Source organism: Thermohalobaculum xanthum (assembly GCF_016623495.1).
Classification (GTDB): domain Bacteria; phylum Pseudomonadota; class Alphaproteobacteria; order Rhodobacterales; family Rhodobacteraceae; genus Thermohalobaculum; species Thermohalobaculum xanthum.
Map to the genome: position 1 here is coordinate 547,462 of NZ_JAEHHL010000001.1, position 25,772 is coordinate 573,233.

22 protein-coding genes and 1 tRNA gene are annotated in these 25,772 nt (G+C 69.3%); 15 read left to right on the forward strand and 8 right to left on the reverse strand.

Going from position 1 to position 25,772, the window contains the following annotated elements; genetic code table 11:
* Positions 1–15 precede the first annotated feature (15 nt).
* The 5 genes from H0I76_RS02540 to H0I76_RS02560 all read left to right on the forward strand — a co-directional run bounded on the left by H0I76_RS02540 (position 16) and on the right by H0I76_RS02560 (position 5,423).
* A complete protein-coding gene (locus H0I76_RS02540; protein WP_200606586.1) occupies positions 16–1,050 on the forward strand; it encodes a TRAP transporter substrate-binding protein in 1,035 nt (344 codons plus the stop codon).
* A gap of 98 nt (positions 1,051–1,148) precedes the next feature.
* The gene (locus H0I76_RS02545; RefSeq protein WP_200606588.1) at positions 1,149–2,393 is read left to right on the forward strand and encodes a diaminopropionate ammonia-lyase; all 1,245 of its coding nucleotides are present in this window, start codon (positions 1,149–1,151) and stop codon (positions 2,391–2,393) included.
* Complete coding sequence (locus H0I76_RS02550) at positions 2,390–3,625, forward strand: M20 family metallo-hydrolase (RefSeq protein WP_200606589.1); 1,236 nt, start codon at positions 2,390–2,392, stop codon at positions 3,623–3,625. The genes H0I76_RS02545 and H0I76_RS02550 overlap by 4 nt, the downstream gene beginning before the upstream one ends.
* Positions 3,622–4,533 carry an N-carbamoyl-D-amino-acid hydrolase gene (locus tag H0I76_RS02555; RefSeq protein WP_200606591.1) on the forward strand — a complete coding sequence of 304 codons (912 nt, stop codon included), beginning with the start codon at positions 3,622–3,624 and terminating at the stop codon, positions 4,531–4,533. Before H0I76_RS02550 ends, H0I76_RS02555 begins: the two co-directional genes overlap by 4 nt.
* 245 nt (positions 4,534–4,778) lie before the next feature.
* Positions 4,779–5,423 (forward strand): hypothetical protein, encoded by a 645-nt coding sequence (locus H0I76_RS02560; protein ID WP_200606593.1) that lies wholly within the window; start codon positions 4,779–4,781, stop codon positions 5,421–5,423.
* A 36-nt stretch (positions 5,424–5,459) separates the two neighbouring features.
* Here the strand turns inward: H0I76_RS02560 and H0I76_RS02565 are convergent, their stop codons facing one another.
* A complete protein-coding gene (locus H0I76_RS02565; protein ID WP_200606595.1) occupies positions 5,460–6,467 on the reverse strand; it encodes a LacI family DNA-binding transcriptional regulator in 1,008 nt (335 codons plus the stop codon).
* A 202-nt stretch (positions 6,468–6,669) separates the two neighbouring features.
* On the opposite strand from H0I76_RS02565, the gene ltnD reads away from it, so the two are divergent.
* The 5 genes from ltnD to H0I76_RS02590 all read left to right on the forward strand — a co-directional run bounded on the left by ltnD (position 6,670) and on the right by H0I76_RS02590 (position 13,683).
* Positions 6,670–7,560, forward strand: coding sequence for an L-threonate dehydrogenase (gene ltnD, locus H0I76_RS02570; RefSeq protein WP_200606597.1), 891 nt, complete (start codon positions 6,670–6,672; stop codon positions 7,558–7,560).
* Positions 7,560–8,813 (forward strand): 3-oxo-tetronate kinase, encoded by a 1,254-nt coding sequence (gene otnK / locus H0I76_RS02575; RefSeq protein WP_200606606.1) that lies wholly within the window; start codon positions 7,560–7,562, stop codon positions 8,811–8,813. The genes ltnD and otnK overlap by 1 nt, the downstream gene beginning before the upstream one ends.
* On the forward strand, positions 8,810–9,463 hold the full coding sequence (gene otnC / locus H0I76_RS02580; RefSeq protein ID WP_200606608.1) for a 3-oxo-tetronate 4-phosphate decarboxylase: 654 nt from the start codon (positions 8,810–8,812) through the stop codon (positions 9,461–9,463). Before otnK ends, otnC begins: the two co-directional genes overlap by 4 nt.
* Positions 9,460–10,224 carry a hydroxypyruvate isomerase family protein gene (locus H0I76_RS02585; RefSeq protein WP_200606618.1) on the forward strand — a complete coding sequence of 255 codons (765 nt, stop codon included), beginning with the start codon at positions 9,460–9,462 and terminating at the stop codon, positions 10,222–10,224. Before otnC ends, H0I76_RS02585 begins: the two co-directional genes overlap by 4 nt.
* Positions 10,225–10,377: 153 nt before the next feature.
* Complete coding sequence (locus H0I76_RS02590; RefSeq protein WP_200606620.1) at positions 10,378–13,683, forward strand: AAA family ATPase; 3,306 nt, start codon at positions 10,378–10,380, stop codon at positions 13,681–13,683.
* 58 nt (positions 13,684–13,741) lie between these two features.
* Here H0I76_RS02590 and H0I76_RS02595 read toward each other — a convergent pair whose 3' ends face one another.
* Positions 13,742–14,668: a dihydrodipicolinate synthase family protein gene (locus tag H0I76_RS02595; protein ID WP_200607818.1), complete on the reverse strand. Its 927-nt coding sequence runs from the start codon at positions 14,666–14,668 to the stop codon at positions 13,742–13,744.
* Positions 14,669–15,168: 500 nt separating this feature from the next.
* Between H0I76_RS02595 and H0I76_RS02600 the strand changes: the two genes are divergently transcribed.
* From H0I76_RS02600 to H0I76_RS02610, 3 genes are all read left to right on the forward strand, one after another.
* Positions 15,169–16,251 carry a TRAP transporter substrate-binding protein gene (locus H0I76_RS02600; RefSeq protein ID WP_200606634.1) on the forward strand — a complete coding sequence of 361 codons (1,083 nt, stop codon included), beginning with the start codon at positions 15,169–15,171 and terminating at the stop codon, positions 16,249–16,251.
* Between the two features lie 92 nt (positions 16,252–16,343).
* Positions 16,344–17,315 carry a TRAP transporter small permease subunit gene (locus H0I76_RS02605; protein ID WP_200606642.1) on the forward strand — a complete coding sequence of 324 codons (972 nt, stop codon included), beginning with the start codon at positions 16,344–16,346 and terminating at the stop codon, positions 17,313–17,315.
* A gap of 22 nt (positions 17,316–17,337) precedes the next feature.
* On the forward strand, positions 17,338–19,989 hold the full coding sequence (locus H0I76_RS02610; protein WP_200606649.1) for a TRAP transporter large permease subunit: 2,652 nt from the start codon (positions 17,338–17,340) through the stop codon (positions 19,987–19,989).
* 212 nt (positions 19,990–20,201) lie between these two features.
* On the opposite strand, the gene H0I76_RS02615 is transcribed toward H0I76_RS02610, so the two are convergent.
* Positions 20,202–20,277, reverse strand: a tRNA-Ala gene (locus H0I76_RS02615).
* A gap of 137 nt (positions 20,278–20,414) precedes the next feature.
* Between H0I76_RS02615 and H0I76_RS02620 the strand changes: the two genes are divergently transcribed.
* Together H0I76_RS02620 and H0I76_RS02625 are read left to right on the forward strand one after the other, a co-directional pair.
* Entirely contained in the window at positions 20,415–20,708 is a 294-nt protein-coding gene (locus H0I76_RS02620) for a YggT family protein (protein WP_200606651.1), read from the forward strand.
* Positions 20,709–20,715: 7 nt separating this feature from the next.
* Positions 20,716–21,036, forward strand: a complete 321-nt coding sequence (locus H0I76_RS02625) for a DUF167 domain-containing protein (RefSeq protein ID WP_200606653.1) — start codon at positions 20,716–20,718, stop codon at positions 21,034–21,036.
* A gap of 27 nt (positions 21,037–21,063) precedes the next feature.
* On the opposite strand, the gene H0I76_RS02630 is transcribed toward H0I76_RS02625, so the two are convergent.
* The 5 genes from H0I76_RS02630 to H0I76_RS02650 all read right to left on the reverse strand — a co-directional run bounded on the left by H0I76_RS02630 (position 21,064) and on the right by H0I76_RS02650 (position 25,755).
* Positions 21,064–21,711: a VOC family protein gene (locus H0I76_RS02630; RefSeq protein ID WP_200606655.1), complete on the reverse strand. Its 648-nt coding sequence runs from the start codon at positions 21,709–21,711 to the stop codon at positions 21,064–21,066.
* A complete protein-coding gene (locus H0I76_RS02635; RefSeq protein ID WP_200606657.1) occupies positions 21,704–22,594 on the reverse strand; it encodes a hypothetical protein in 891 nt (296 codons plus the stop codon). Before H0I76_RS02635 ends, H0I76_RS02630 begins: the two co-directional genes overlap by 8 nt.
* A gap of 83 nt (positions 22,595–22,677) precedes the next feature.
* Entirely contained in the window at positions 22,678–23,898 is a 1,221-nt protein-coding gene (locus H0I76_RS02640; RefSeq protein ID WP_200606659.1) for an argininosuccinate synthase, read from the reverse strand.
* Positions 23,899–24,029: 131 nt separating this feature from the next.
* Entirely contained in the window at positions 24,030–24,755 is a 726-nt protein-coding gene (locus tag H0I76_RS02645; RefSeq protein ID WP_200606669.1) for an SseB family protein, read from the reverse strand.
* 7 nt (positions 24,756–24,762) lie between these two features.
* Positions 24,763–25,755 (reverse strand): alpha/beta fold hydrolase, encoded by a 993-nt coding sequence (locus H0I76_RS02650; protein WP_200606671.1) that lies wholly within the window; start codon positions 25,753–25,755, stop codon positions 24,763–24,765.
* Positions 25,756–25,772 lie beyond the last annotated feature (17 nt).

Genomic DNA, 25,772 nt, shown 5'->3' on the forward strand with positions numbered 1-25,772 from the left:
AACAGGGAGAACACCATGAAAACGTTCGGTAAAATCGGCATCGGCCTCGCCGCCGTCTGCCTGTCGGCCCAGGCCTTCGCGGCCGACGTGACGATCCGGCTTGCCCATCTCAATCCCGAGGACCCGTTCGCCAGCCATTCCGGCGCCATGGCGGCGGTGTTCAAGAGCCTCGTCGAGTCGAACTCGAACGGCGCGATCGAGGTGCAGCTCTTCCCCAACGGTCAGCTCGGCAAGGACAACGAGGTGATCGAGCAGGTGCGCTCGGGCATCGTCGAGAGCACCATCTCCTCCTCGGGCGGCATGGCACAGCACTACCCGCTGGTCGGCGTCTTCGACATCCCCTTCGCGTTTCCGAACATCGGCGTCGCGAGCCGCGTGATCTCGAAGGACAGCGCCTTTGGCGAGAAGTTCGTCGCCGACCTCGAAGGCGCCACCGAACTCAAGGTCCTGGGGCTGATCGACTCGGGCGGATTCTTCGCCTTCACCAATTCGAAGAAGCCGATCACCTCGGTCGCCGACATGGAAGGGCTGCGTATCCGCACCATGACGCTGCCGACGCACGAGGCGATCGTCTCGTCGCTGGGCGGGCAGCCGACCCCCCTGCCTTGGGCCGAGGTCTACACGGCGCTGCAGACGGGCGTCGCGGACGGCCAGATGAACCCGGTGCCGATCATCGCCTTCGCCAAGTTCGACGAAGTGCAGAAGTACCTCTCGGTCACCAACCACATCATCACGCCCTACATCTGGACCATGAATGCCGAGTTCTACAACGGCCTGTCGGACGAGCATAAGACGCTGGTCAACTGGGCGTCCGAGGTCGCGACCGAGGCCGGCCGCTCGATGAGCCGCGTGATCGAGGCATCGGAGAAGGGCTTGCCCGCGCTGTCGGCCAAGATGGAGGTCAACGTGGTGCCGCCGGCCGAACAGGCGAAGTTTGCTGAAGCCGCGCAGCCGGCCGTTCGCAAGCTGATCGAGGACCAGTACGGCGCGGCGGGGATCGCGATGCTCGATGCGCTGCTGGCATCGATCAGCGAAGAGAACACCTACTGAGCCGCGCGCCGCGCGCGCATCTTCCGGGCGGCCCGCCGCCCGGAGGCAAGACGACAGCCGGGGGCCACTGCGCCCCCGGAATAATCCAGGGGACCAAGATGACACGGGAAATCCTTCGAGCGCCGGGCGACACCGCGCGCCCCTTCGCGCTTGTGACGAACGACACGGCGCGGCGCGGGGCGCCCTGGACGGCGGCACAGGACGCGATCCTGAGCGACGCGGCCTTCGAGACCGCGCGCGCGACGATCACCTCCTGGCCCGGCTACGCGCCGACGCCGCTGCTTCCGTTACCGGGTCTCGCGGCCGAGGCAGGCGTGGCCTCGATCCATTACAAGGACGAAGGCGGGCGGTTCGGCCTTGGCAGCTTCAAGGCGCTGGGCGGCGCCTACGCGGTGGCGCGGCTCCTCTGCCGCGAGGTCTCGGCGCTAATCGGGAAGGCGGTCGGCATGGCCGATATCCTTTCCGGCGCCCATGCCGGCGAGGTCGGCAACATCACCGTGTGCTGCGCCACGGACGGCAATCACGGGCGCTCGGTCGCCTGGGGGGCGCAGACCTTCGGCTGCCGTTGCGTGATCTTCATCCACGCGACCGTGTCGGAAGGCCGCAAGGCCGCGATCGAGCACTACGGCGCCGAGGTGCGCCGCTGCGCCGGCAACTACGACGACAGCGTGCGCGAGGCGCAGGAAACCGCGACCCGCGAGGGCTGGTTCGTGGTCTCGGACACCTCGTATCCCGGATACATGGAAGTCCCGAAGGACGTCATGCAGGGCTACGAGCTGATGGCCTGGGAAGCTCTTGGCCAGCTTGGCGAAAAGCCCACCCATGTCTTCCTGCAGACCGGCGTCGGCGGTATGGCGGCCGCGGTGGCCGCGCAGGCCAAGCGGCGCTGGGGCGATGCGCGCCCTGTGATCGTGCTGGCGGACCCTGATCGCTCGGCCTGTTGGCTCGACAGCTTCCGTGCAGGCCGCCCGACCGCCGTCGAGGGTGACCTAGACACGCTGATGGCGGGGCTGGCCTGTGGCGAGGTGTCGGCGCTGGCATGGGAGATCCTGAAGGATCACGCCGACGCCGCGATGGCCCTGCCCGACGACGCCGCGGTCGAGATGATGCGCCGCCTCGCCCACCCCGCCGCGGGGGACACGCCCGTGGTCGCGGGCGAATCCGCCGTCGCGGGACTTGCGGGCCTCATGGCCGCGATGGCCGACGACGCGGCGCGCAAGGCGCTGGGGCTGGACGCCGGCTCGCGCATCCTCGTCTTCGGGACCGAGGGCGACACCGACCCCGAGCTTTATCGCGCGCTTGTCGGGGCCGATGCCGCGACGATCCGGGGGCAGGCCGCATGACGGCGCCACGGATCGATGGGACGCGCCTTCTGAACCGGATCAAGCGGCTTGGCGCTGTCGGGGCGCTACCGGACGGCGGCGTCTGCCGGCTGGCTTTGACCGACGAGGACCGCACCGGGCGCGACCTCTTGGTCATCTGGATGCGCGAGTTGGGCCTCGAGGTCTCGATCGACGCGATCGGCAACATCTGGGGCGTACGCGCGGGGATCGAGGACGGACCGCCCGTGATGGTGGGAAGCCACGTCGACAGCGTCGCGACCGGCGGGCTCTACGATGGCGTGCTTGGCGTCATGACGGGGCTCGAGATCGCGGCGGCGCTCGATGACGCGGGCACGCGCACCCGCAAGCCCTTTGCCGTCGCCGCCTTCACCAACGAGGAAGGTGCCCGCTTCGCTCCCGACATGATGGGATCGGGCGTGCATCAGGGCGCGCTCGACCTGTCCGAGATGCTCGCCACGGTGGGCATCGACGGCGCCGTCCTCGGCGACGAGCTTCGGCGCATCGGCTATGCCGGCGACATCGCACCGCGCAGCTTGGTGCCGGCGGCCTTTCTCGAGCTGCATGTCGAGCAGGGCCCGGTGCTCGAGCGCGAGGGCGTCCGCATCGGCGCCGTGACCGGCGTGCAGGGCATCTCGTGGACCGAGTTCACCGTGTCGGGCCAGTCGAACCATGCCGGCACCACGCCGATGGCGATGCGCCACGACGCGGGGCTGGTCGCCGCCCGCATCGCGGTCGAGGCACGCGCCATCGCCTCGGATTTCGGCCCGCCGCAGGTCGCGACGGTCGGGCTTGTCGAGGTCGAACCCGGCCTCGTCAACGTCGTGCCACAGACGGCCAGGATGACGGTCGATCTTCGCAACACCGACAATGAGCGGCTCAAGGCGGCCGAGGCCCGCCTGCGCGAGGCGGCAGCCCGCTTCGCGGCCGAGGAAGGCTGCGCCGTTACGGCCCGAAGCCTCGCACGTTTCGACCCCGTGGCCTTCGATCCCACGCTGGTAGACCGCGTCGAGAACGCGGCGCGCCAACGCCAGCTCGGCGTGCGGCGGATGCCCTCGGGCGCCGGGCATGACGCACAGATGTTCGCGCCCAACTGCCCCACCGCGATGGTCTTCGTGCCCTCGGTCGGCGGCCTCAGCCACAACATCAACGAGCACACCGAGCCCCACGACCTGGTCGCGGGAGCCGAGGTGCTGCTCGACGTCGTTCTCGATCTTTTGGGAGAAACCCAGTGAGCCGGAAATTCGTCCTCGCCGCAGCCCAGCTTGGCCCGATCGCAGCCGACGAGCCGCGCAGCTCTGCCGTGGCCCGCATGATCGCGCTGATGCGCGAGGCGAAAGCGCGCGGCGCCCGCGTCGTGGTCTTTCCCGAACTCGCGCTGACCACCTTCTTCCCCCGCTGGTACACCGAGGACCCCGCGCAGATCGACCGGTGGTTCGAGACCGAGATGCCCTCGGCCGAGACGCAGCCGCTGTTCGATGCCGCGGCCGAGCTGGGGATCGGCTTTCACCTGGGCTATGCCGAGCTGACCCCCGAGGGGCGGCATTTCAACACCGCGATCCTGGTGGACGAGACCGGCCGCATCGCCGGCAAGTACCGCAAGATCCACCTCCCGGGGCATCGCGAGCACGAGCCCTGGCGCCCCTTCCAGCACCTCGAGAAGCGGTACTTCGAGAAGGGCGACCTGGGCTTCCCGGTGTTCGACGCCCTCGGCGGCAAGGTTGGCATGTGCATCTGCAATGACCGCCGTTGGCCCGAGACTTGGCGCGTCCTGGGCCTTGGCGGGGCGGAGCTGGTCGTGCTGGGCTACAACACGCCGCTGCATTACCCGCCGGCGCCCGAGCACGACCACCTGCAGTACTTTCACAACGAGCTGTCGGTTCAGGCCGGCGCCTACCAGAACGGGCTTTGGGCCGTCGCCGTCGCCAAGGCGGGCCACGAGGAGGGTTGCGACCTGATCGGGGGCACGATCATCGTGGCGCCGACGGGCGAGATCATCGCACGCGCGGCCACCGTCGGCGACGAGGTCATCACCGCGACGGTCGACCTCGACCGCTGCGCCGAGATCCGCAGCAACGTCTTCAACTTCGCCCTGCACCGCGAGCCGGAGGACTACCGGGCGATCACCGCGCCCCGCGGCTAGGGCTTCCACGCGTGAAATCGAATATAAAATACTGTTTTCACGCCATTATCACGACAGCCTTCATGTCCGAAGCGCGCCGAGCTTAGCTCGGCCGCTTCGCCGGCCTCGCGCGATTTCGTGGACAGTTTTCGGCCTGATCTCTAACCTCGACCGGCGGCCCGCAGCTTAGGCCCGGCATTCCGATTTCAAGACGAGCACGACACAGTGCGGGCCGCGAAGAGGAAATTTCAGACAGGGAGGTCAGCATGAAGTCGATCCTCGGCGGCATTACGACGGCCACGATCCTGCTTTTTGGAACGAGCATGGCCAGCGCGCAGCAAGCGCACCCGATGGGGTTCTTCATCACCAGCGTCGGCGTCGGCAACGGCGCGGATCTCGGCGGCCTGGAGGGGGCCGACGCGCATTGCCAGAAGCTGGCCGAGGCGGCCGGCGCGGGCGACCGGGAATGGCGCGCGTATCTGAGCACCGAGGAGCCGGACAAGCGTGGCGTCTTCGCCCGCAACCGGATCGGCCCCGGTCCCTGGTACAATGCGCGGGGCGAACTGATCGCCGTCGATCTCGACCAGTTGCACATCAGCCCGAACATCTTCCAGCGCACCGCGCTCGACGAGAACGGCAATGACGTCAAGGGCCGCTACCACGATGTCAACGAGCACGACATCCTGACCGGGACGCAGGAGGACGGGACGCCATTCTGGCCCGACGACGCCGACCACACCTGCAACAACTGGACGAGCAGCGGCGAAGGCAGTGCGCAGGTCGGCCATCACGACCGGCACGGCGGCGGCAACACCTCGTGGAACTCGGCCCATGCGACGCGCGGATGCAGCAAGGACGCGCTCAGGAGCACGGGCGGTGCGGGGCTGTTCTACTGCTTCGCCGCCGACTGACGCGCCCGGCGCGCGACGAAACTGGAAGGGGCCGGCTCAGCTCGTCTCGCCCGGCACCAGTTCGCCGTCGATGACCCTGCGGGGCGGGATCTCGGGCGCCTGGAGCGCGGCGATGTATGCCGCGGCCTGGCGGCCGATCTCGAACCGCGGTGAGCGGTAGGTCGTCAACCGCAGCGGCAGCGCATCGACCAGGTCCAGCCCGTTGAAGCCCGCGAGCGCGACGCGGCCGGGCACCTCGACCCCCTCGGCGAGGCAGTGCATCAGCCCTCCCGCCGCCATGTCGTCGTTCGAGTAGTAGAGGGCGTCGACCCTGCGATCGGCGCCCTGCCCGCCCGCGGCCAGAACCCCGGCCGTGAGCTGACGGCCAAGCAGCATCGACGAGCGCGCATCGGGCGCAAGATCGTGCACGAGCGTCGCGCCCGCCGCGCGGATGACCGCGACGAACCCGTCGCGGCGCTTGCGCGCGCGCAGGTCCCGGTCGAGCCGCGCACCGACATAGCCAAAGCGCCGATAGCCCTTGTCCAGCAGGTGCCGCGCCATCGCCTCGCCCACCGCGCGGTGCGAAAGGCCGAAGCAGGCGGAAACCGGCGTACCGTCGGTGTCCATGATCTCGGCCACGCGCGCATCGCAGGCGGCCAAAAGGTTGCGGGCGGCGACGCTGTGCTCGAGCCCCGTGACGATCAGCCCCGCGGGCCGCCAGCTCAGAAGCTCTCGGATGTTCTGCTCCTCGGCCTCGGGGGCGTATTCGGTAACACCGAAGACGGGCGTCATGCCGGTCCCCGCAAGTCCTGCCCCGATCCCCGCCAGCACCTCGGGAAAGACGGCGTTCGAGAGCGTGGGCAACACCACGGCGACCAGCGGCGTGCGCTCGCTCGCCAGCGCGCCGGCAAGGCGGTTGGGCATGTAGCCGACCTTGGCCGCCGCGGCCTCGACGCGCTCGATCGTGGCGGCCGAGACGTAGCCCCTGCGGTTCAGGGCGCGCGACGCGGTCATCTCGCTCACCTCGGCGAGCCGAGCGACATCTGCCAACGTGGGTTTGCTCATTCGCTCAAGCCCTTGACTTGTGTCCGCCGTCTTTCGCGCCCCTCGCGAAAACCCGTGCGGGATCGCGACGGGCCGGCAGATATGTTAGCGCCAACATCTTCTGATTGACAAGTGATAGCGCTAACATATGCTGCCGCGTCAATCGTGGAATCGCGCGCCGGCGCTGTTGGCTGCATTGGCCGCGATATGGAGGAAGCGCCCGATGAAAGCAGTCGTGATCGGACTTGGGTCGATGGGTTACGGCATGGCCTGCTCGTTGCAGCGCGCGGGGGTCGAGACCGTGGGCGTCGACATTTCACCCGAGCGCGAGGCCGCCTTCCGGGCCAAGGGAGGGGCACCGACCCCGCGCGCCGAGGCGATCGCCAACGCCGACGCGGTGATCGTGGTCGTGGTAAACGCGGCGCAGTCGGACGCTGTGCTGTTCGGCGAGAGCGGCGCGGTCGCGCAGATGAAGCCGGGCGCGGTCGTGATCAACTGCCCCACCGTCTCGCCCGCCCATGCCCGGCAAGCCCAGGCGCGCGTCACCGCACGGGGGCTGCACTATCTCGACGCGCCGATCTCGGGCGGCTCGGCCAAGGCTGCGCAGGGCAAGCTGACCGTCATGGCCTCGGGCCGGCCCGAGGCGTTCGCGGCGGCGCGCCCGTTCCTCGACGCGATGGCGGAGACGGTCTTCGAGCTTGGCGACGAGGCGGGCCCCGGCTCGGCCATGAAGGTCATCAACCAGTTGCTGGCCGGCGTTCACATCGCCGCCGCCGCCGAGGCGATCACCTTCGGCATCAGCCAGGGCGTCGACCCCGCACGTACCGTCGAGGTCATCTCGAAATGCGCGGGAACCTCGTGGATGTTCGAGAACCGCGGCCCCCACATCGCCGCCGGGGATTACACCCCGCATTCGGCGGTCGACATCTTCGTCAAGGATCTGGGGATCGTGTCGGACATCTCGCGCGCGGCGCGTTTCTCGGCGCCGCTGGCCGCGGCCGCCCTGCAGCAGTTTCTCGCCGCCTCGGGCGCAGGGCATGGCGGCGAGGACGATGCCGCCGTCGCGAAGGTCTATGCCCGCAACGCGGGCCTGCGCCTGCCGGGAGAGGCGTGATGCTGCTGGGCTGCATCGGTGACGATTTCACCGGATCCTCCGACCTCGCCAACACGCTGGCCAAGGGCGGGATGCGGGTGACACAATATTGCGGCGTGCCTGGCGCGCCCGCCGAGCCCGGGGTCGAGGCCGGCGTCGTCGCCCTCAAGTCGCGTACCATCGCGCCGGGGGATGCTGTAGCGCAGTCTCTATCAACATTGGAATGGCTGCGAAAACAAGGATGTCAGCAGTATTTCTTCAAGTATTGCTCGACCTTCGATTCGCGGCCCGAGGGGAATATCGGCCCGGTGGCGGATGCGCTGATCGCCGCGCTGGGCGCCGACCGGGTGATCGTCTGCCCGGCCTTTCCCGCGACCGGGCGATACGTCTACCAGGGTCACCTGTTCGTGGGTGACCGGCTGCTGAGCGAGTCGGGGATGCAGAACCACCCGCTGACACCGATGACCGACCCCGACATCCGCCGCTGGCTCGCGCCGCAGACGGCGCACCCGGTCGGCCATGTCGGTGCGCCCACGGTCCTGATGGGCCCCGACGCAATCCGGACCGCGCTGGCGGCGGAGCACGCGGCGGGGCACGTGCTGGTCGTGGTCGACGCGATCCGCGACGCCGACCTCATGGCGATTGGCGAGGCCGCGCGAGACCTTGCGCTGGTCACCGGCGGCTCGGGCGTCGCGCTTGGGCTGCCCGAGAACTTTCGCCGGGCCGGACTGATCGCCGGCGAGGCAACGGCCTGGGACGGCGTCGGCGGCCCCTGCGCCATCCTCTCGGGCTCGTGCTCGCGCGCGACCAATGCCCAGGTCGCCCGCCACGCCGCCAGCTATCCCGCGATGGAGATCCGCGCGGACGCGGTAATGCGCGGCGAGACGACGGCCGAGGCGGTCGCAGAGTTCCTTCTCGGCCATCCCGAAACGCTCCCCCTCGCCTATTCCTCGGCCGACCCCGAGGCGGTGCAGGGCGCCCAGGCCCGCTTCGGGCGCGAGGCCGTCGCCGCGGCGATCGAGGGGCTGTTCGCCGAGACCGCGCGGCGTCTGGTGGCGGGCGGCATCACGCGGCTGATCTCGGCGGGCGGCGAAACCTCGGGCGCGGTGGTCGAGGGGGTGGGTATCGACGCGCTCGAGATCGGGCCCGAGATCGACCCGGGCGTTCCAGCGCTGAAGGTTCCGGGCCGGAACCTGGCGCTTGCGCTGAAGTCCGGCAATTTCGGCTCGCCCGACTTCTTTGAAAAGGCGTCGCGGATCCTGGAGGGGGCATGACCGAGGAAGCCGCGCTGCGCGAGGAGATCTGCCTGCTTGCCCGCTCGCTGTTCGAGCGCGGGCTGACCTGCGGCGCGTCGGGCAACATCTCGGCGCGACTGGCGGATGGCGGGCTGCTGGTGACGCCGACGGGATCGTCGATGGGGAGGCTCGATCCCGCGCGGCTCAGCCGCTTCGACGCGGCGGGGCGGCTGGTCGCGGGCGATGCTCCGACCAAGGAGATGCCGCTCCACAGCGCGTTCTATGAGACGCGGGGCGACCGCTGCGGCGCGGTGGTGCACCTGCACTCGACCCACGCGGTCGCGCTCTCGATGCTGCCGGACGTGGACCCCGACTGCCTGCTGCCGCCGCTCACGGCCTATTCGATCATGCGGCTGGGGCGCGTGAAGCTGCTGCCCTATTTCCGGCCCGGTGACCCGGCGATGGGTGACGCGGTGCGCAGCCTGGCCGGGCGGCGGTCGGCCGTGGTCCTGGCCAATCACGGGCCCGTGGTCGCGGCGAAGGAGCTGGAGGCAGCGGTGCACGCGATCGAGGAACTGGAGGAGACGGCAAAGCTTGCGCTGCTCACGCGCGGATGCGGTGCGGTGGGACTCGATGACGCGCAGATCCGCGATCTCGTGCGGCAATTCGGGGTCGAGTGGGACGAATGATCCGGCTCTCGGCCAATCTGGGATTTCTCTGGGCGGAACTGCCGCTGCAGGTCGCGATCCGCGCCGCCGCCGATGCGGGTTTCGAGGCGGTCGAGTTTCACTGGCCCTACCACCTGACCGCGGCCGAGCTGAAAGCCGCGCTCAATGCGGCGGGATTGCCTGCGCTCGGGATCAACACCGTTCGCGGCAACGTGCAGGCGGGCGAGAACGGGCTCGCCGCCCTGCCGGGCCGCGAGGCCGAGGCGCGCGCGGCGATCGATCAGGCCTTCGATTACGGCGCAGCCATCAGGGCGCGCAATGTCCACGTGATGGCGGGGTTCGCCTCGGGCCCGGCGGCACGCGAGACCTATCTGGGCAACCTGTCCCATGCCGCCGACCGCGCGGCGCTGGAGGGGATGAATGTCCTGATCGAGCCGCTCAACAGCCGCGATGCGCCAGGCTACTTCATCCAGACCGCGGACGCCGCCGCCGACATCATCGCGGCGCTTGGCAGGGCCGAGGTGCGGATGATGTTCGACTGCTATCACCTGCAGATCATGCAGGGCGACCTCACGCGGCTCTACCAGCGCATGGCGCCGATGGTGGGTCATATCCAGTTCGCCGCGGTGCCAGGCCGCGGCGCGCCGGACGAGGGCGAGATCGCCTATGACCGGCTTCTGCCCGCGCTTGCAGCCCTGGGCTATGACGGCTTCTTCGGCGCCGAGTATCGCCCCGCCGGCCCAACATCCGAGAGCCTCGGCTGGATGCGTGCCTTCCGCTGAGCGCCGACCGCACGGCCCGCGCCCCGCGATCTGCCGGACAGAATGTCCGGAACGAACGGGCGGAGGCGGCATGCCAGGCGGCTTTCCGTTGAAATCCATGCGCCGAGCGCATCCAATGGGCGCCAGACGCAGTGGGGCAAGGAGATGCGGTCCGTGATCGACCTGAGGCAGTGGCTCGATTCAATCGAATGCGGGCGCTACGCGGACGCATTCGAGGCCAACGACATCACGTCCGACCTTCTTGCCGAACTCACCGATGCGGACCTTCGCGAACTGGGGATGACCATCGGGGACCGAAAGCGCTTTGCGCGCGCGGTCGCGGCCCTCCACCCGCCCGAGCCTGCGCCGGCGCCCGAACCGGCACCGCCACCCGGACCCGCGACGGCCATCCCTGTGCAGGCCGTCGCACATGCCCATGCCGAGCGTCGCCGGCTCACCGTGATGTTCGTCGACCTCGTTGGCTCGACGGTGCTGTCGAGCCGGCTCGACCCCGAGGTCTGGAGCGACGTGCTGCGCGACTACCAGGACATCGTCGCCGGGCTGGTGACCCGCCTTGGCGGGCATGTCGCGCAATACCTCGGTGACGGGGCGCTGTGCTATTTCGGCTGGCCGCAGGCGCACGAGTCCTCGGCCGAGCGTGCCGTCGATGCGGGGCTCGAGATCATCGCCGCAATAAACCGTCGCGCGCCCCTCGCCGAGCCGCTGAGCTGCCGCATCGGCATCGCCACCGGGCTGGTGGTGGTGGGCGAGCTGATCGGCAGCGCCGAGAGTGGCGACCGCACGGCCATCGGCGAGACGCCGAATTTCGCGGCCCGCCTCCAGGCCTTCGCCAAGGCGAACCACATCGTCGTGTCCGACAGCACCCGCCGCCTGCTGGGCAACGCCTTCATCCTCGAGAGCCTGGGCACGCACGAGATCAAGGGCATCGCCAAGCCCCAGACCGTCTATGCCGTGCTGCGACGGAACCCCGCGCATGACCGGTTCAGCGGGCGCGAGGGTCATGCGACCGGCGTGATGGTCGGACGCAGGACCGAGCTTGCCTTGCTGCAGGACCGCTGGGCACTGGCACGCGGCGGCGAGGGGCAGACCGTGCTGCTGCTGGGCGAGGCGGGCATCGGCAAGTCGCGCATCTCCCGCGCGCTGTGCGAGGATATCGAGAAGGAGCGCCATCAACTGGTCACGCTCCAGTGCTCGCCCTACCACCGCGACATCGCGCTCTGGCCGGTGATCAGCTATTTCAACGCCGCCTCGGGCATCCGGCCCGATGACGACCTGGACCAGCGCCTCGACAAGCTCGAGGCCCTGCTGCGGCACGACGGCGTGTCGGCGCTGTCGACCGCGCTGATCGCCGATCTCATGGGGCTCGACGGCGAGGCGCGCTACGGGGCGATCGACCTGCCGCCATCGGCGCGGCGCGCGGCAACCTTCCGCGCCCTGATCGATCACGTCGTTTCGCTGGCGCGCCAGGGACCGCTGCTGGTGCTGCTCGAGGACGCCCACTGGGCCGACCCGACCACCGAGGAGTTCGCCTGCGCAATCGTGGATTGCCAGCAAAACCAGCCCGTCCTGCAACTGATCACCGCCCGGCCCGAGAACCCACCCGGGCTGCCGCATCAGAGCTATGTGTCGAGCGTCTCGCTCAACCGCCTCGGCCGCGGCGGGGTGCAGGAGATCGTGCGCCGCCTGGGCGGCGGCAACCTGCCTTCCGAGACCATCGAGGCGATCATCGAGCGCACCGACGGCGTGCCCCTGTTCATCGAGGAACTGACCAAGGCGATGATCGAGAGCGGCGAGATGACCGTCCCCGCCAGCCTGCACGACACGCTCATGGCCCGGCTCGACCGCCTGCCCGAGGTCAAGGAGATCGCGCAGATCGCGAGCGTGTTTGGCCGCGAGTTCGAGACGGCCCCGCTGGCCGAGGTCGCGCGGCTGTCGCGCGAGCGCATCGCTGAGGCGCTCGACCAGCTTCGCAAGGTCGAACTGGTCTTCTCGCGGCTGGGCGGCGACGAGCGCCACCTGTTCAAGCACGCTCTGGTCCGCGACGCCGCCTATGAGAGCCTTCTGAACCGGCGCCGGCAGGAGATCCACGGGCGCATCTTCGAGGTCCTCCGCGAAAGCCCGACCGCGGCTCCGGGCGTCCTTGCCCAGCATGCCGCCGAGGCGGGCCTGGCCCGCGAGGCCGTGGAATATGGCCGGCAGGCGGCCGAGCAGGCCCTGCGCCGCCCGGCCTATGCCGAGGCGCTCGCCCATCTCGACGCGGCGCTTGCCGCCATCGATGGCGAGCCCGAGGACGCCTTCACCCTGCGCGAGCGCAAGCGCCTGCTCCTGCTGCTCGGGCAGGCATGCATCGCCCATGCCGGCTACGCGGCGCAGAAGACCACCGGCACCTATGCCGAGATCGAGCGCATCGCCCGGCGCACCGGCGACAATGAGCTGCTGATCGACGGCCTCTACGGCCGCTGGGCGGGCCATTACGTGCCGGGCCGGCTCGAACAGGCGCTCGACATCGCGATCACGATCTGCACCGAGAGCGACAAGGGCAAGGACGGCCTTGCCCGTGCGCTGGGGCGGCGGCTGCGCGGCACCGTTCTGACGATGATGGGCCGGGTCGCCGAGGCTGAAAGCGCGCTCGACGAGGCCGAGACCTGGTACGACCCGGGGGTGCACGGGCGGCTGGCCTCGCGCTTCGGTCAGGACGTCGGGGTCGCCGCGCGTTGCTACCGCATCGGGTGCCTGACGCTCGAAGGCCGCTTCGACACGGCCGTCGCCGAGGCCGAGCGCGCCATCGCCGACATCGAGCGGGTAAGCCATGCGCATACGGCGGGCTACGGATTGGGGCACCTGTCGTGCTTCCTCTCGGCCGCCGAGATTGTGCCCCTGGGAACGCAGGTGACACAGAGCTGCATCGAACTCAGCGAGCGCGACGGCATGCCGCTCTGGGCCGCGCTGGGGCGCGCGTCGCGGGGGATGGCGCATCTCCACGAGGGCCACAGCGACGAGGCCCTGCCCGAGCTGCGCGCGGCGCTCGAGATGCTGCGGCGGCTCGACTTCGCGGTCTTCCTGCCGATGCTGCTGCCGCCCTATGCCCTGGCGCTGGCGCGCGCCGGCGAGTTCGAGGCGGCAATGGCCGAGTTCACGGACGCCCGGGCGATGATGGAGGCCAACAGCGCCCATTTCTTCTGGCCCGAGCTGGCCCGGGTCGAGGGCGAGATGCACGCCCTGCGCGCGGATGCCGACGCCGCTTTCCGGTGTTTCTCCGAAGCACGCGATCGCGCGCGGCGCCTTGGGCATCTCGCGTCCGAGTTCCGCGCGGCCGAGAGCCTCGCCGACCTGCTCTCGCGCGCCGGCCGCAACGACGAGGCCCGAGAGATCCTGCACTCGGTGCTCGATGCCTTCGTCGAGGGCCGGTCGATGCCGATGTTCCGCCGCATCACCCGCAAGATCGAGGAATACGCCTGACGCGGACGCGCCGACCGCGAGGCCGGCGCCCGGAGGGGCGGGCGCCGGCGGCTTGGCGTCAGCCGATCTCGCCGAGCCGTTTCTCCTGCCGCGCGATCAGGGTCTCGACCTCGGCGATGTCGGCGGCGCTCAGCTTCGCGCCCGGCCGGCGCAGGCTGGCGTCGGCAATCACGCCGCGCCGGGCGAGGATGTGCTTGCGGATGGCGAGGCCGATGCCCGGCTGCTGCTCGAGCCGCGCGAGCGGCAGATACGCGTCGAAGAGATCGCGCGCGCGCCCGGGCTCGCCAGCCGCGTGGTGGCGACAGACGCCGACCATCATCTCGGGATAGGCGAAGCCGGTCATCGCGCCATCGGCGCCGCGGCCCATCTCCTCGGGCAGGAACAGCCCGCCATTGCCACACAGGATCGAGATCCGCCGCGCGCCGGCATCGCTCGCCGCCCGCAGGGTCGAGATCTTGGCGAGCCCAGGCCAGTCCTCGTGCTTGAGCATCACGCAGCTTGGCAGGTCTTCCACGATCTTCAGGATCACCGACGGCGCGATCTGCACCTTGGTCACCAGCGGGTAGTCCTGGAGGACGAAGGGCGTGTCGCCAAGCTCCTCGGCCACGCCGTGGTAGTAGGTGACGATCTGGGCATCTGTCGCGAGGCTGGCGGGTGGCGCCACCATCACCGCGGCCGCGCCGTCGCCCATCACCGCATCGGACAGCGCGCGCATCTGCGCGAAGCCGGGCGACGAGACGCCGACCACGACCGGCACCCGCCCGTCGACGCGCGCCAGGACGCGCCGCACGACGTCGCGCGATTCCTCGGCCGTCAGCTTGGGCGCCTCGCCCATCATGCCCAGCACGGTCAACCCCGTCGCGCCGACACCGAGGTAGAAATCCACCATCCTGTCGACGCTTTGGAAATCGACCGCCCCATCGGCCCTGAACGGCGTCACGGCGATCACGAAGACCCCGCTTGCGGTTTCGTCCAGTCGCGTCATTCCCTCTACTCCTCTGATGCCCGGTCGGCGGCGCCAACCCGGCGTGATCCGTCCCTGCGCCACGGTGACCACCGCCCGGGACGGTTCTCTGACCGGCAGCCCGGCGCGCCCGACCTCGTCAGCGTTGGCGGTGATCCCGGTGCGGATCACGGCGCCGTCGGCATCCTCGACCATCGCCGGAACTCCGTGCCCGGGTTCCGGCGCGTGCCGGAACGCGCGAGCACCATAGTCAGGCAAACGGCCGGCTGTCATGTGCCGCAGAAGCCGCCAAACACCTTTGCAGTGCGCGCCATGTCGCATGCAGGAAAACGGGGCGACGGCAGTATCCTCGGCAATGATGTTGCTTGCGCATGGCAAGCCATGCCGATAGCTATAGTGCCACCGAGGTTCCTGGAACGGTTAAAGCCAACAACAAGACCGATCGGAAATGCGCATCCCAAGCAGAACGAATACGGATGCACGCGAGTAACCAATACGCACAGACCGGAGGATTATCGCAAATGGAACGCCGTCTCTTCCTGAAGGGCGCAGCACTGACGGGTGCGGCCACCACGCTCGCCGCGCCTGCGATCGCGCAGTCGCGCACCGACATGGTGATCGTCTCGACCTGGCCGCGTGACTTCCCGGGCCTCGGCACCAGCGCGCAGCGCCTCGCCGCCCGGATCACCGAGCTGACCGAAGGCCGGATCACCACGCAGTACTTTGCCGCCGGCGAGCGCGTAGGCGCGTTCGACTCGTTCGACGAGGTCGCCTCGGGCAACGCCCAAGCCTATATCGGCGCTGACTATTACTGGAAGGGCAAGCATCCGGGCTGGGCGGCCTTCACCGCCGTGCCCTTCGGCCTGACCTACACCGAGATCGACGCCTGGATCAAATTCGCGGGCGGCCAGGAGCTCTGGGACGAGCTGGCCGGCGAGTTCGGCCTCAAGAACTTCGCCTGCGGCAACACCGGCGTGCAGATGGGCGGCTGGTTCAACAAGGAAATCAACTCGCCCGACGACATCAAGGGCCTCAAGATGCGTATCCCGGGCCTTGGCGGCGACGTCATCGCCAAGCTCGGCGGCTCGCCGGTCTCGCTCCCGGGCGGCCAGATCTACGAGAACCTGGTCTCCGGCGCGGTCGACGCGACCGAGTGGGTCGGCCCCTGGAACGACTACTTCCTGAAGTTCTACGAGGCCGCCAAGTACTACTACTGGCCGGGCATGCACGAGCCGGGCTCGCAGCTGGCGCTGGGCATGAACGCCTCGTGGTGGGGCAGCCTGTCCAAGAACGACCAGAACATCCTCGAGGCGGCGTGCAACGAAGAGAACGCGCGCCAGATGGCCGAGACGAACGCCAACAACGGCACCTACCTCACCAAGCTGATCAAGGAAAACGGCGTCGAGCTGCGCGAGTTCAACGACGACGTCTACGAGGCATTCGGCGAGGCGGCGACCGCGGTCATCGAGGAAGCGCGCGAGCACTCCGACCTGTCCAAGCGGATCATGGACAGCGTCCTCGCCGCGCGTCAGGACATCGGTGGCTGGATGGCCATCTCGGATGCGGCGTACGTCCAGAAGCGCAACGCCGTGATCGGTATCTGATCCAGCTGGCCGGCTTGGCCTGAAACGAAGACCTGCGGGGCGAGGCTCAGGCCTCGTCCCGCTTGTGCAATAGGTTCACGGGGAAACAGACGATGGCGACGACGGACGGGTCGGGACCTTTCCTGGTGCGAGCCTTCGGCTGGGCGATGCTCGCCATGCTGGCGGCCTTCATGGCGAATTCGATCCTCACGATCTGGATGGGATGGCCGGGCGCGGGCAGCCTCTTCGCCGGGGACAGCTCGACGCTCGGCATCGTTCAACTCGCGCTCTATTTCGGCCTGCCCCTGCTCGGCGTGCTGCATGTGCTGCGCTCGGGTGGCACCAGCCTTCGCGACGATGCCACGCGCGTCAGCAACTTCAACGCCTTCCTGGTCCGGGCGGCCTTCTGGGTCGTCTTCCTGGTGGGGCTTGGCGACGCCATCCTGTCCTTCATGCGCGTCGAGGGAATGCTCGAGGGCGTCGTCGGTTCGCAGCTGGCCGGGGACCTTGGGCGCTCGCAGTTCCGCGGCCCCTATTTCCACGTGCCCCTGGTGATCCTCGGCATCGTGATCGGCGCGCTGACGCGCGGCCTCAGCGTGGTCTGGCTTGCCTTCCTCGTCGTCGCGGCCGAGCTGCTGATCGTGATCTGCCGCTTCGTCTTCTCCTACGAACAGGCCTTCATGGCCGACCTGGTGCGCTTCTGGTATGGTGCGCTCTTCCTTTTCGCCTCGGCCTTCACCCTGCTCGACGACGGCCATGTCCGCGTCGACCTGCTCTACGCCGGCTTCACGCGCCGCACGAAGGGCCTCGTGAACGGCTGGGGCTCGATCCTGCTGGGCATGTCGCTGTGCTGGACGATCCTGATCGTCGGCTTCGCGGGCAAGTCCAGCATCATCGCCAGCCCGATCCTCGTATTCGAGGTCACGCAGGCGGGCTTCGGCATGTACGTGAAATACTTCATGGCGGGCTTCCTCGGGGTCTTTGCGATCACCATGCTGATCCAGTTCGTCGCGCAGCTCTTCGACGCCTTCGCCGACAGGCGGGGCGAGCCGGGCGGGCACGAAACCCATTCCGAGATGATGTGAGCCGGCGCCAGGGAACCCTCAAATGGAACTGTTCTTCCTCCTCATCCTGATCCTCGTGATGGTGATCGCCCTCGGATCCGGCTACCCGGTGGCCTTCGCGCTGCCCGGCTCGGCGATCATCACCATCGGCCTGGCGGCCGGTGCGGGTTACCTGTTCGCCGGCAGTCCGGACGCCTATTTCCACAGCGGCGGGCCGACGCAATGGCTCAGTGCCGGCGTCACCAACCTGCGCGGCGTCTATTGGGAGCCCGAACGCGACACGCTGATCGCGATTCCGCTGTTCATCTTCATGGGCATCATGCTCCAGCGCTCGAAGATCGCCGAGGACCTTCTGGTCACCATGGCGCAGCTCTTCGGGCCGGTTCCCGGCGGCCTCGGGATCTCGGTGGTGTTCGTGGGTGGCCTGCTGGCCGCGACCACCGGCATCGTCGGCGCCACCGTCGTCGCCATGGGCCTGATCTCGCTGCCGGCGATGATGCGCCACAACTACTCGCAGCCGCTGGCGACCGGCGCGATCGCGGCGTCGGGCACGCTGGGGCAGATCATCCCGCCCTCGATCGTGCTGATCATCCTGGCCGACCAGCTGGCCAGCGCCGTCGACCAGGCCGACACCGCGCGCAAGGTGCTCTACAAGCAGAGCACGGGCGAGATCTCGATGCCGTCCGAATACGGCGTCGTCTCGACCAGCGCCGGCGACATGTTCCTGGGCGCGCTGGTCCCGGGCCTGATGCTCGTCGGGCTCTATATCCTCTTTATCCTCGCCTTCGCGCTGATCCGGCCGCACCTCGCGCCGGCGGTCCCGTACGAGGGCAAATATGACGGCCGCTTCCTCGGCAACGTGATCCTGACCCTGGTGCCGCCGCTCCTGCTGATCTTCCTCGTGCTGGGGTCGATCATCGGCGGCGTCGCGACGGTGAACCAGGCCGGCGCCATCGGCGCCGTGGGGGCCATGATCATGGCCGGCTACCGTCTCCACCCCGGCGGCAAGACCACCTACGTCCCCGCCCTGATCGCCATCGCCGGGGTCGTGCTGATCGCGGTGACTGCCTCGCACCACGCGATCAACATCAAGAACGTCGCCACAGCCGAGGATCGCTTCGCGCTCACCGTCGCCCTGATCGGCGTCGTGATGCTGCTGATCGCGCTGGTCTGGAGCGGCTGGCGCGCCCTCAAGATCGAGAACACCCTGCACGAGGTGATGCTCGATACGGCGAAGACCACCTCGCTCGTCTTCATCATCCTGCTCGGCGCCGCGATGCTGACCGCCGCGTTCCGCGCCTTTGGCGGCGAGGAACTGGTGAAGGACTTCCTCAACGGGCTGCCCGGCGGCTTCTGGATGAAGTTCGTCATCGTCATGGCGGTGATCTTCGTGCTCGGCTTCTTCCTCGACTTCATCGAGATCGCGGTCGTCGTCGTGCCCATCGTCTCGCCGATCCTGCTGGCCGACCCCGAGGCGAACGTCACCGCCGTCTGGCTGGGCGTGATGATCGGTCTGAACATCCAGACCTCGTTCCTGACGCCACCCTTCGGCTTCGCGCTGTTCTACCTGCGCGGCGTGGCCCCTGCGGCGATCCGGACGATCCAGATGTACAAGGGCGTCATCGCCTTCATCTCGCTACAGCTGATCGCGTTGTTCATCGTCGGCACCTACCCGCCGCTCGTGAACTACCTGCCGACCCGCGCCTCGCTGACGGCCGAGACCGCGCCGCCACCGCTCAACCCCAAGCTCCAGTACTGCATGGAGGACTACGTCTACGAGCGCTTCCAGGCCGAAGGCGCGGCCATCCGTACCGCGATCGACGAGATGTCGGGCATCGATGTGTCGTACCTGCCCAAGAACCTCGCGCGCGATCTGAAGGAGGGGCTCGAGAGCGCCGCCGAAAGCTTCCCGCTGATGGACGAGATCAAGGCCGTCGAGAAGCGGCTCGAGGACGGCGCGGTCGAGTACCGGCCGCTTCACCGCACGGTGCGGGCGATCGAGCGCGATGCCCTCAACATCGAGGAGCGGCTCGAGGTGCTCAAGACGCGCGTCGAGCGGGCGCGCGAGGAGAGCCCCGCCATCGAGCGCGCGAAGGAGCGCATCGAGGATCTGGAGGCCGATCGGGACGCCCTGCTCGCCAAGATCCCGTCGGTCTGGGATGAGGCCCACAAGGCCTATAACGAGATCACCAAGGCCGACCGCAACGCCCGCAACGCCTATCGCCGCGCCGTCGATGCGGCCTACAAGCCGGTGATCGAGTTGCGCGACGTTCTCGCTGGCACCGACGCGCTCAAGGAGCTGGAGGCCCCGCTCAGGCAGCTTGCGGCCGATTTCCCCAGCCTCGACGGCGAAGCGGCCGAGGAGCGCTTCAAGGAAGAGGAATCGCGGGTCGGCAACGTGCCCGGCGCCGGCGAGATCCGTTCGCTGCTGGCCAAGGCGCGCCGCGAGGTGCGCGGCCGCGCACCCGACCCCGAGAAGGCGGCCGAGTACATCCAGGACGCGCTGGCCGAGTTCGAGGCCGATCTCGCCTGGCGCACCCGGGCGGTCAGCGAGCTCGCCCCCGCGCTCGAGCGTTACGACGAGGCCATCAAGAACACGATCGGCCTGCGCAACCAGCCGCGCCTGCCGCACGAGCAGGCGCTCTACGTCGCGGCCTGCAGCGCCGTGCACCGTGACATCTCGCTGAGCTTCTGAGCAACCGGCGCGGCCCCTCGGGGCCGCGTCGCGTCCCAGTGTGGGCGCACACCGCGCGGCCATGCGTGACGTCGAATTTCCGGCGTCACGGAAGGCGTTGCAGCGGTATCTGAAAGCAATCCCAGAACCGGCTGGCGTGGGGACACACGCGCGGCGCCCCGTGCACGTCAAGCGCGGCCCGGAGCCAGATCAGTCAACATTGCGCGGGATTTTGGTGGAGCCGAGGGGGATCGAACCCCTGACCTTCGCATTGCGAACGCGACGCTCTCCCAGCTGAGCTACGGCCCCGACGCGCACGGAAGTAATTGCGGCGCGCGCGGGTGTCAATGGGGAAAACACCTTGAAACGGTTCGGGTTGCACGGGCGCTGCGGGCGGGATACCTCTGGCCCCAGACAATGTCCCGTCACCGGTGCCGGAGGGCTTCATGGCCTCGTTCCTTGCGATCTTCAACCTCGCCGTCGACCTGGTCTTCTGGGTGATCATCATCCAGGCGATCATGAGCTGGCTGATCGCTTTCAACGTGCTCAACACGCGCCAGCAATTCGTCTGGCAGGTCTGGAATGCGCTCAACCGGCTGACCGAGCCGCTCTACCGCCCGGTGCGCCGCTTCATGCCCGACATGGGCGGCATCGACCTCGCGCCGCTGCTGGTGCTGTTCGCGCTGTTCGCGCTCCAGGTGCTGGTAAACAACAATCTCGCGCCCCTCGCCTACGGCTGAGCCGCAGATGCCCGAGGGGCTCCCGTGGGTGACGGTCGCGGGCGGCCTGAGGGTCAGGCTGCGGGTCACGCCGAAAGCGCGCCGTGCGCGCATCGAGGGGCTTGCCCGCGACGCCGAGGGCCATGCGCTGCTGGTCGTGAAGGTGACCGCCCCGCCGGCTGATGGCGCGGCCAACGCGGCCGTGATCGCGATGGTCGCGAAATCCCTGGGCGTGCCGAAATCCGCCGTGACGATCGAGGCGGGCGCTACCTCGCGGCTCAAGACGCTGGGGATCGACGGGCCGCCCGAGGATCTTGCCGCCCGGCTCGAGGCGCTGCTGGCGGGCTGAACGCCGCGACCGGCGGCCGGACGCCGATCAGTCGAGCGTCACCTCGCCGCCCGGCGTCCCGATCACCGCCGAAAGCCCCGAGGCGCCGGGATCGATCGTCACGCAGCCCCGCACGCCCAGAACCTCGAGCGCGGCCGCAAGCTCCGGCCGGTCTGGCAGCGTCAGGCGCCGCAGGGCAAGCCCACAGGGCGGCAGCCGGTCGGGCGGCGGAGCGACGCCCTCGGGCCACTCGATCAGCGATGGCATCGCGCCGCTCAATGGCGGGTGACCGTCGCGCGCGACCGTCAGGTGCCAGAACAGCTCGCCCCGATGATGGCGCTCGACAGGCCCCGGATCGACCGGGGATGCGGCCGCCGCCTCGGCCAGCGGCTGGCTCGGCCGCGCCACCCAGGTCAGTAGGCGCGGGCGTTGCGCGATCCGCGCCTGTACGCCCGGGTCGTCCAGCCCGAACCAGCGCGGGCGTCCGGGATGCGGCGCCCCGGGATCGACGGCGATTACCTCGAGATAGGCGCCGCCAAGGTTCCAAAGCAGGTTGACCGTGCCCATGGTCGGATGGGCGCCCGATCCCCCGGGCGCGACACCCAGCACCGCGTCGGCCCATCGCCTCCCGGCCTCGAGCGAGGCGGCGCCCACCACCAGATGGTCGATCACGCCCCGCGCGGTATCGTCAGCCACGGCCGAAGATCCGCTTGAGCAGCCCCGCGCCCTCGGCGGCCGGCGCATCCTTGCCCGTCTTGCGCGCCAGCGTGCGAAGATCGACCGCCGCCTCGGGCGCGACCAGCACCACGGCGGGCATGCCCGGCCGCAGGAACCCCTGGTCCGCCAGCCGCACGCCAAGTGGCGAGGCAAAGCTCTTGAGCGCGATCTCTCCGTAATCGGCCGGTTCCCATTCCCCGGCCAGGAGCCGGCGGGCGGCTTCGCGCATGCAGGCGATCGCCTCACCCGGGACCGCGGGCGTCGGCGCAAGCTCGAGCTCGCGCCCGATGAATTTTCGCAGGCCGAACGAGACGATGCCCGTCATCTCGGCACCGCCAAGCTGCGGCGGGTTCGACTGCGCGAAGGCGCACCACAGATTGACCGGAGCCTGGCCGCGCAGCACGGACGCCGCCGCGTCCTCGAACGCCTTGGGCGTCTGGCAGACCCAGCTGTCGGGCCAGATGACCGCCAGCGCGTTGGCCCTGTGAGCCACCACGCCGGTCATCAGCGTGACCAGTGCAGCATGCGCCAGGTTGATGTCGAGGCCGTCTCCATCGAAACTGGTCGAGACCACCGCATAGGCCGCCTGGCCTTCGGTCAGCCTGTCGACCTCGGCCGCGTCGTGCCCCAGCGTGCGCATCGGCGGGTGCAGCTGTTCCTGCGGATAGGGCGCAGACACCGCCGAGATCTCGACCTGCGCGCCCTCGACCACGATGGCCGCCTGGTGGTCGTTGCCGCGGTTGCGCATCAGCCGCGGCTTGCCGATCTGCGGGTAGCGCCATTCGAAATCCGAGGCGACCCCCTCGAAATCCGCGCGCCAAGCACGCTTCATCAGCACATAGGCTTCAACCCGAATCGACATCACTCCTCCCCTTCAGGAACGAGCCTAATGCCTCAGGAAGCCTAGGGAAAAGCCTGAACGCGCGGCGGCGCCGCGCGCGCCGATCAGGGCTGGCCGCGGCGGTTGCGCATCGCCAGCAGCCGGAGCCGCAGAGCGTTGAGCTTGATGAAGCCCTCGGCGTCCTTCTGGTCGTAGGCGCCGGCGTCCTCCTCGAAGGTCACATGTGCCTCGGAATAGAGGCTCGCCTCCGACCAGCGGCCGACGCAGGACGCCTGCCCCTTGTAGAGCTTCATCCGGGCGGTGCCGCGGACATGTTCCTGGCTCTTGTCGATCAGCGCCTGCAGCATCTCGCGCTCGGGGCTGAACCAATAACCATTGTAAATCAGTTCGGCATACTTCGGCATCAGCTCGTCCTTGAGATGCGCCGCCCCCCGGTCGAGGCAGAGCGACTCGATGCCCCGATGCGCCGCCAGCCAGATGGTGCCGCCCGGCGTCTCGTAGATGCCGCGCGACTTCATGCCGACATAGCGCCCCTCGACGAGGTCGAGCCGCCCGATGCCGTGCTTGCGGCCATACTCGTTCAGCGCGGCCAGGATCTCGGCCGGGCTCATCGCCGCGCCGTTGATCGAGACGGGGTCGCCCTTCTCGAAGCCGATCTCGATGTATTCGGGCTGGTCGGGCGCGTCTTCGGGGTTCACCGTGCGCTGGTAGACATAGTCGGGCGCCTCCTGCGCCGGATCCTCCAGCACCTTCCCCTCGGACGAGGTGTGCAGGAGGTTCGCGTCGACCGAGAACGGCGCCTCGCCACGCTTGTCCTTGGGCACCTGGACCTGGTGCTGCTCGGCCCATTCGATCAGCCGCGTGCGCGAGGTCAGGTCCCATTCGCGCCAGGGCGCCACCACCTTGATCCCGGGCTCCAGCGCGTAGGCCGAAAGCTCGAAGCGCACCTGGTCGTTGCCCTTGCCCGTGGCGCCATGGGCGATGGCGTCGGCACCCTCGGCGCGCGCGATCTCGACCAGCCGCTTCGAGATCAGCGGCCGCGCGATCGAGGTGCCAAGCAGGTACTGCCCCTCGTAGACGGCATTGGCGCGGAACATCGGCATCACGAAGTCGCGCACGAACTCTTCGCGCAGATCCTCGATGTAGATCGCCGAGGCGCCCATCATCTCGGCCTTCTTGCGCGCGGGCTCCAGCTCCTCGCCCTGGCCGAGATCGGCGGTGAAGGTCACGACCTCGCAGCCGTATTCGACCATCAGCCACTTGAGGATGATCGAGGTGTCGAGGCCGCCGGAATAGGCAAGCACGACCTTCTTGGGCTTTTCCATCGGCAAGTCTCCTGACTGCGGCGCGCACCATGCGGGGCGCGAATGGCGGCTGAACTGGCCGGGTTTCTAGGGATTTGCGCGTCTTGCGGCAAGGGGCGCTACCAGTGGCGCAATGCCGCCTCCCGCCGCGGTCACGCGCCGAGGCCGATCCCGTGGCGCCGCGCGGCGGCAAGGATCGCCGCGCCGTCCTCGGCGGGCGCGACGGCGAAGCGCCGCGCGGTCGCCGTCTGGCCGGTCCGGGTCAGCGTCGCCATGATCTCGGGCGCAAGCGCCGCGCTGCCGGGTTCCAGCCGCACGACGAGGATCAACTCGTCCTCGTCGCCCGCCTCTGCCAGACCCGCGAGCCATGCCTCGCCGACCGCGGCCCCAAGATCGGCGACGCGCCGCGCAAGTGCGTCCAGCAACTCGGGCTCGGGCGATGCGGGCGGGCCCAGGCGCCCGCGGGCGACGGCCTCCTCGCTGGGCCCCGCCACCAGATGGCGCGCGATCCAGTCGAGCGCATCGGGCTCCAGCACCGTCTGGCAGCCCCCCTCGATCCCGGGATTGAGCGCGAGCGCGATTCCCTGCGAAGCCATGAGCGCGGCAAGATCGGCCCCGGTCAGCACCGCATGCTCGGTCGGCCGCCCGATCACCGCGGCGAACCGATCCTCGCTGTCGAAGGCGATCGCCGCCCGCCCCTCGGCCAGCGGCAGCAGCGTCGGGCGCACCCGGTCGCCCTCGGCCCCGTCCAGTGCCAGGTGCAGCCGAGCGGTGGCGAATCCCTCGTAGAAGTCGAGCCATGGGCGGTCGCCCTCGCGGTCGGCCTCGATCGCCTGCCAGAGCATGTCGAGCCGTGTCGCCGCCATGGCCTGCCTCATCTGCCCCTCAGCCGGCGTCGGTCGCGCCGCAAGCCGGGCCCGCATAGCGCGGCTCGGGCGCCTGATCCAGCGCATAGTTGGCGACGTCGCGCCACACCCTGGCTGCCTCGAGGTCGCGGAACAGCAGATGCCAGCCATCCGGATAGACCCGGGTCTCGCGCGGCCCGGACACCCGCTTGAACACTCGGCGCACCGCGCCCTCCGGCACGATCTGGTCGCGCTCGCCCAGCAGAAGCAGCGCGGGCATCCGGACCTCCTCGGCCGATGCCGCGGCCATGTCGGTGATCCGGACCAGCCCCATCATCTCGCGGGCGCTGGGCGGCCGGAGGTAATAGGGATCGCGCGCCATGCGGCGCAGCATCTCGATATTGTCCGAGGCCTGGATGCGCACCAGCCCCTCGCCGCTGAAGCGCCGCTCGGGCACCGTGGTGGCCGCCAACCAAGCGGCGAGGCGGTGGGCGGGATTGAGCTCGGAGCCCCCCCAGATCGCGGGCGCGGCCAGCACCAGCGCATCGGCGTCTAGGCCCTGCCCCGCCGCCGCCATCGCGACACCTCCGCCCATGGAATGGCCGACCACCACCAGCGGCAGGCAGGGATGGCGGGCGCGAACCCAGGCGGCCGCCGCTTGAAGATCATCGACCAGCGCCGGCGCGCCCGGCCAGCGCCCATGCGTGCTGCCGCGCCCGAAGCCCCGCTGGTCGTAGGCATAGGTGGTGATCCCGGCCTCGGCCCAGCTTTCGGCCGCGCCCTCGAAGGTCAGCGGCCCGTAATCGCCGAAGCCGTGCAGCGCAAGGATCACAGCCCGCGGCTCGTCGGCCTGCCACAGGCTGAGCGGCAGTCCGGTGCCGTCCGCGCCCGGCACGGTGGGGCCCGCATAGCCGGCGCGTGAGACCAGCTCCTGCGTTCCCAGCGATGCAACCCGTGCACCGCTGTCGGCGGTGTCCACAGGGGCGTCGAGTGGGCCGCCCGCGCTGCAACCGACCAGCAGGCATGCTGCCATCAGCGCCCCTATCCCGC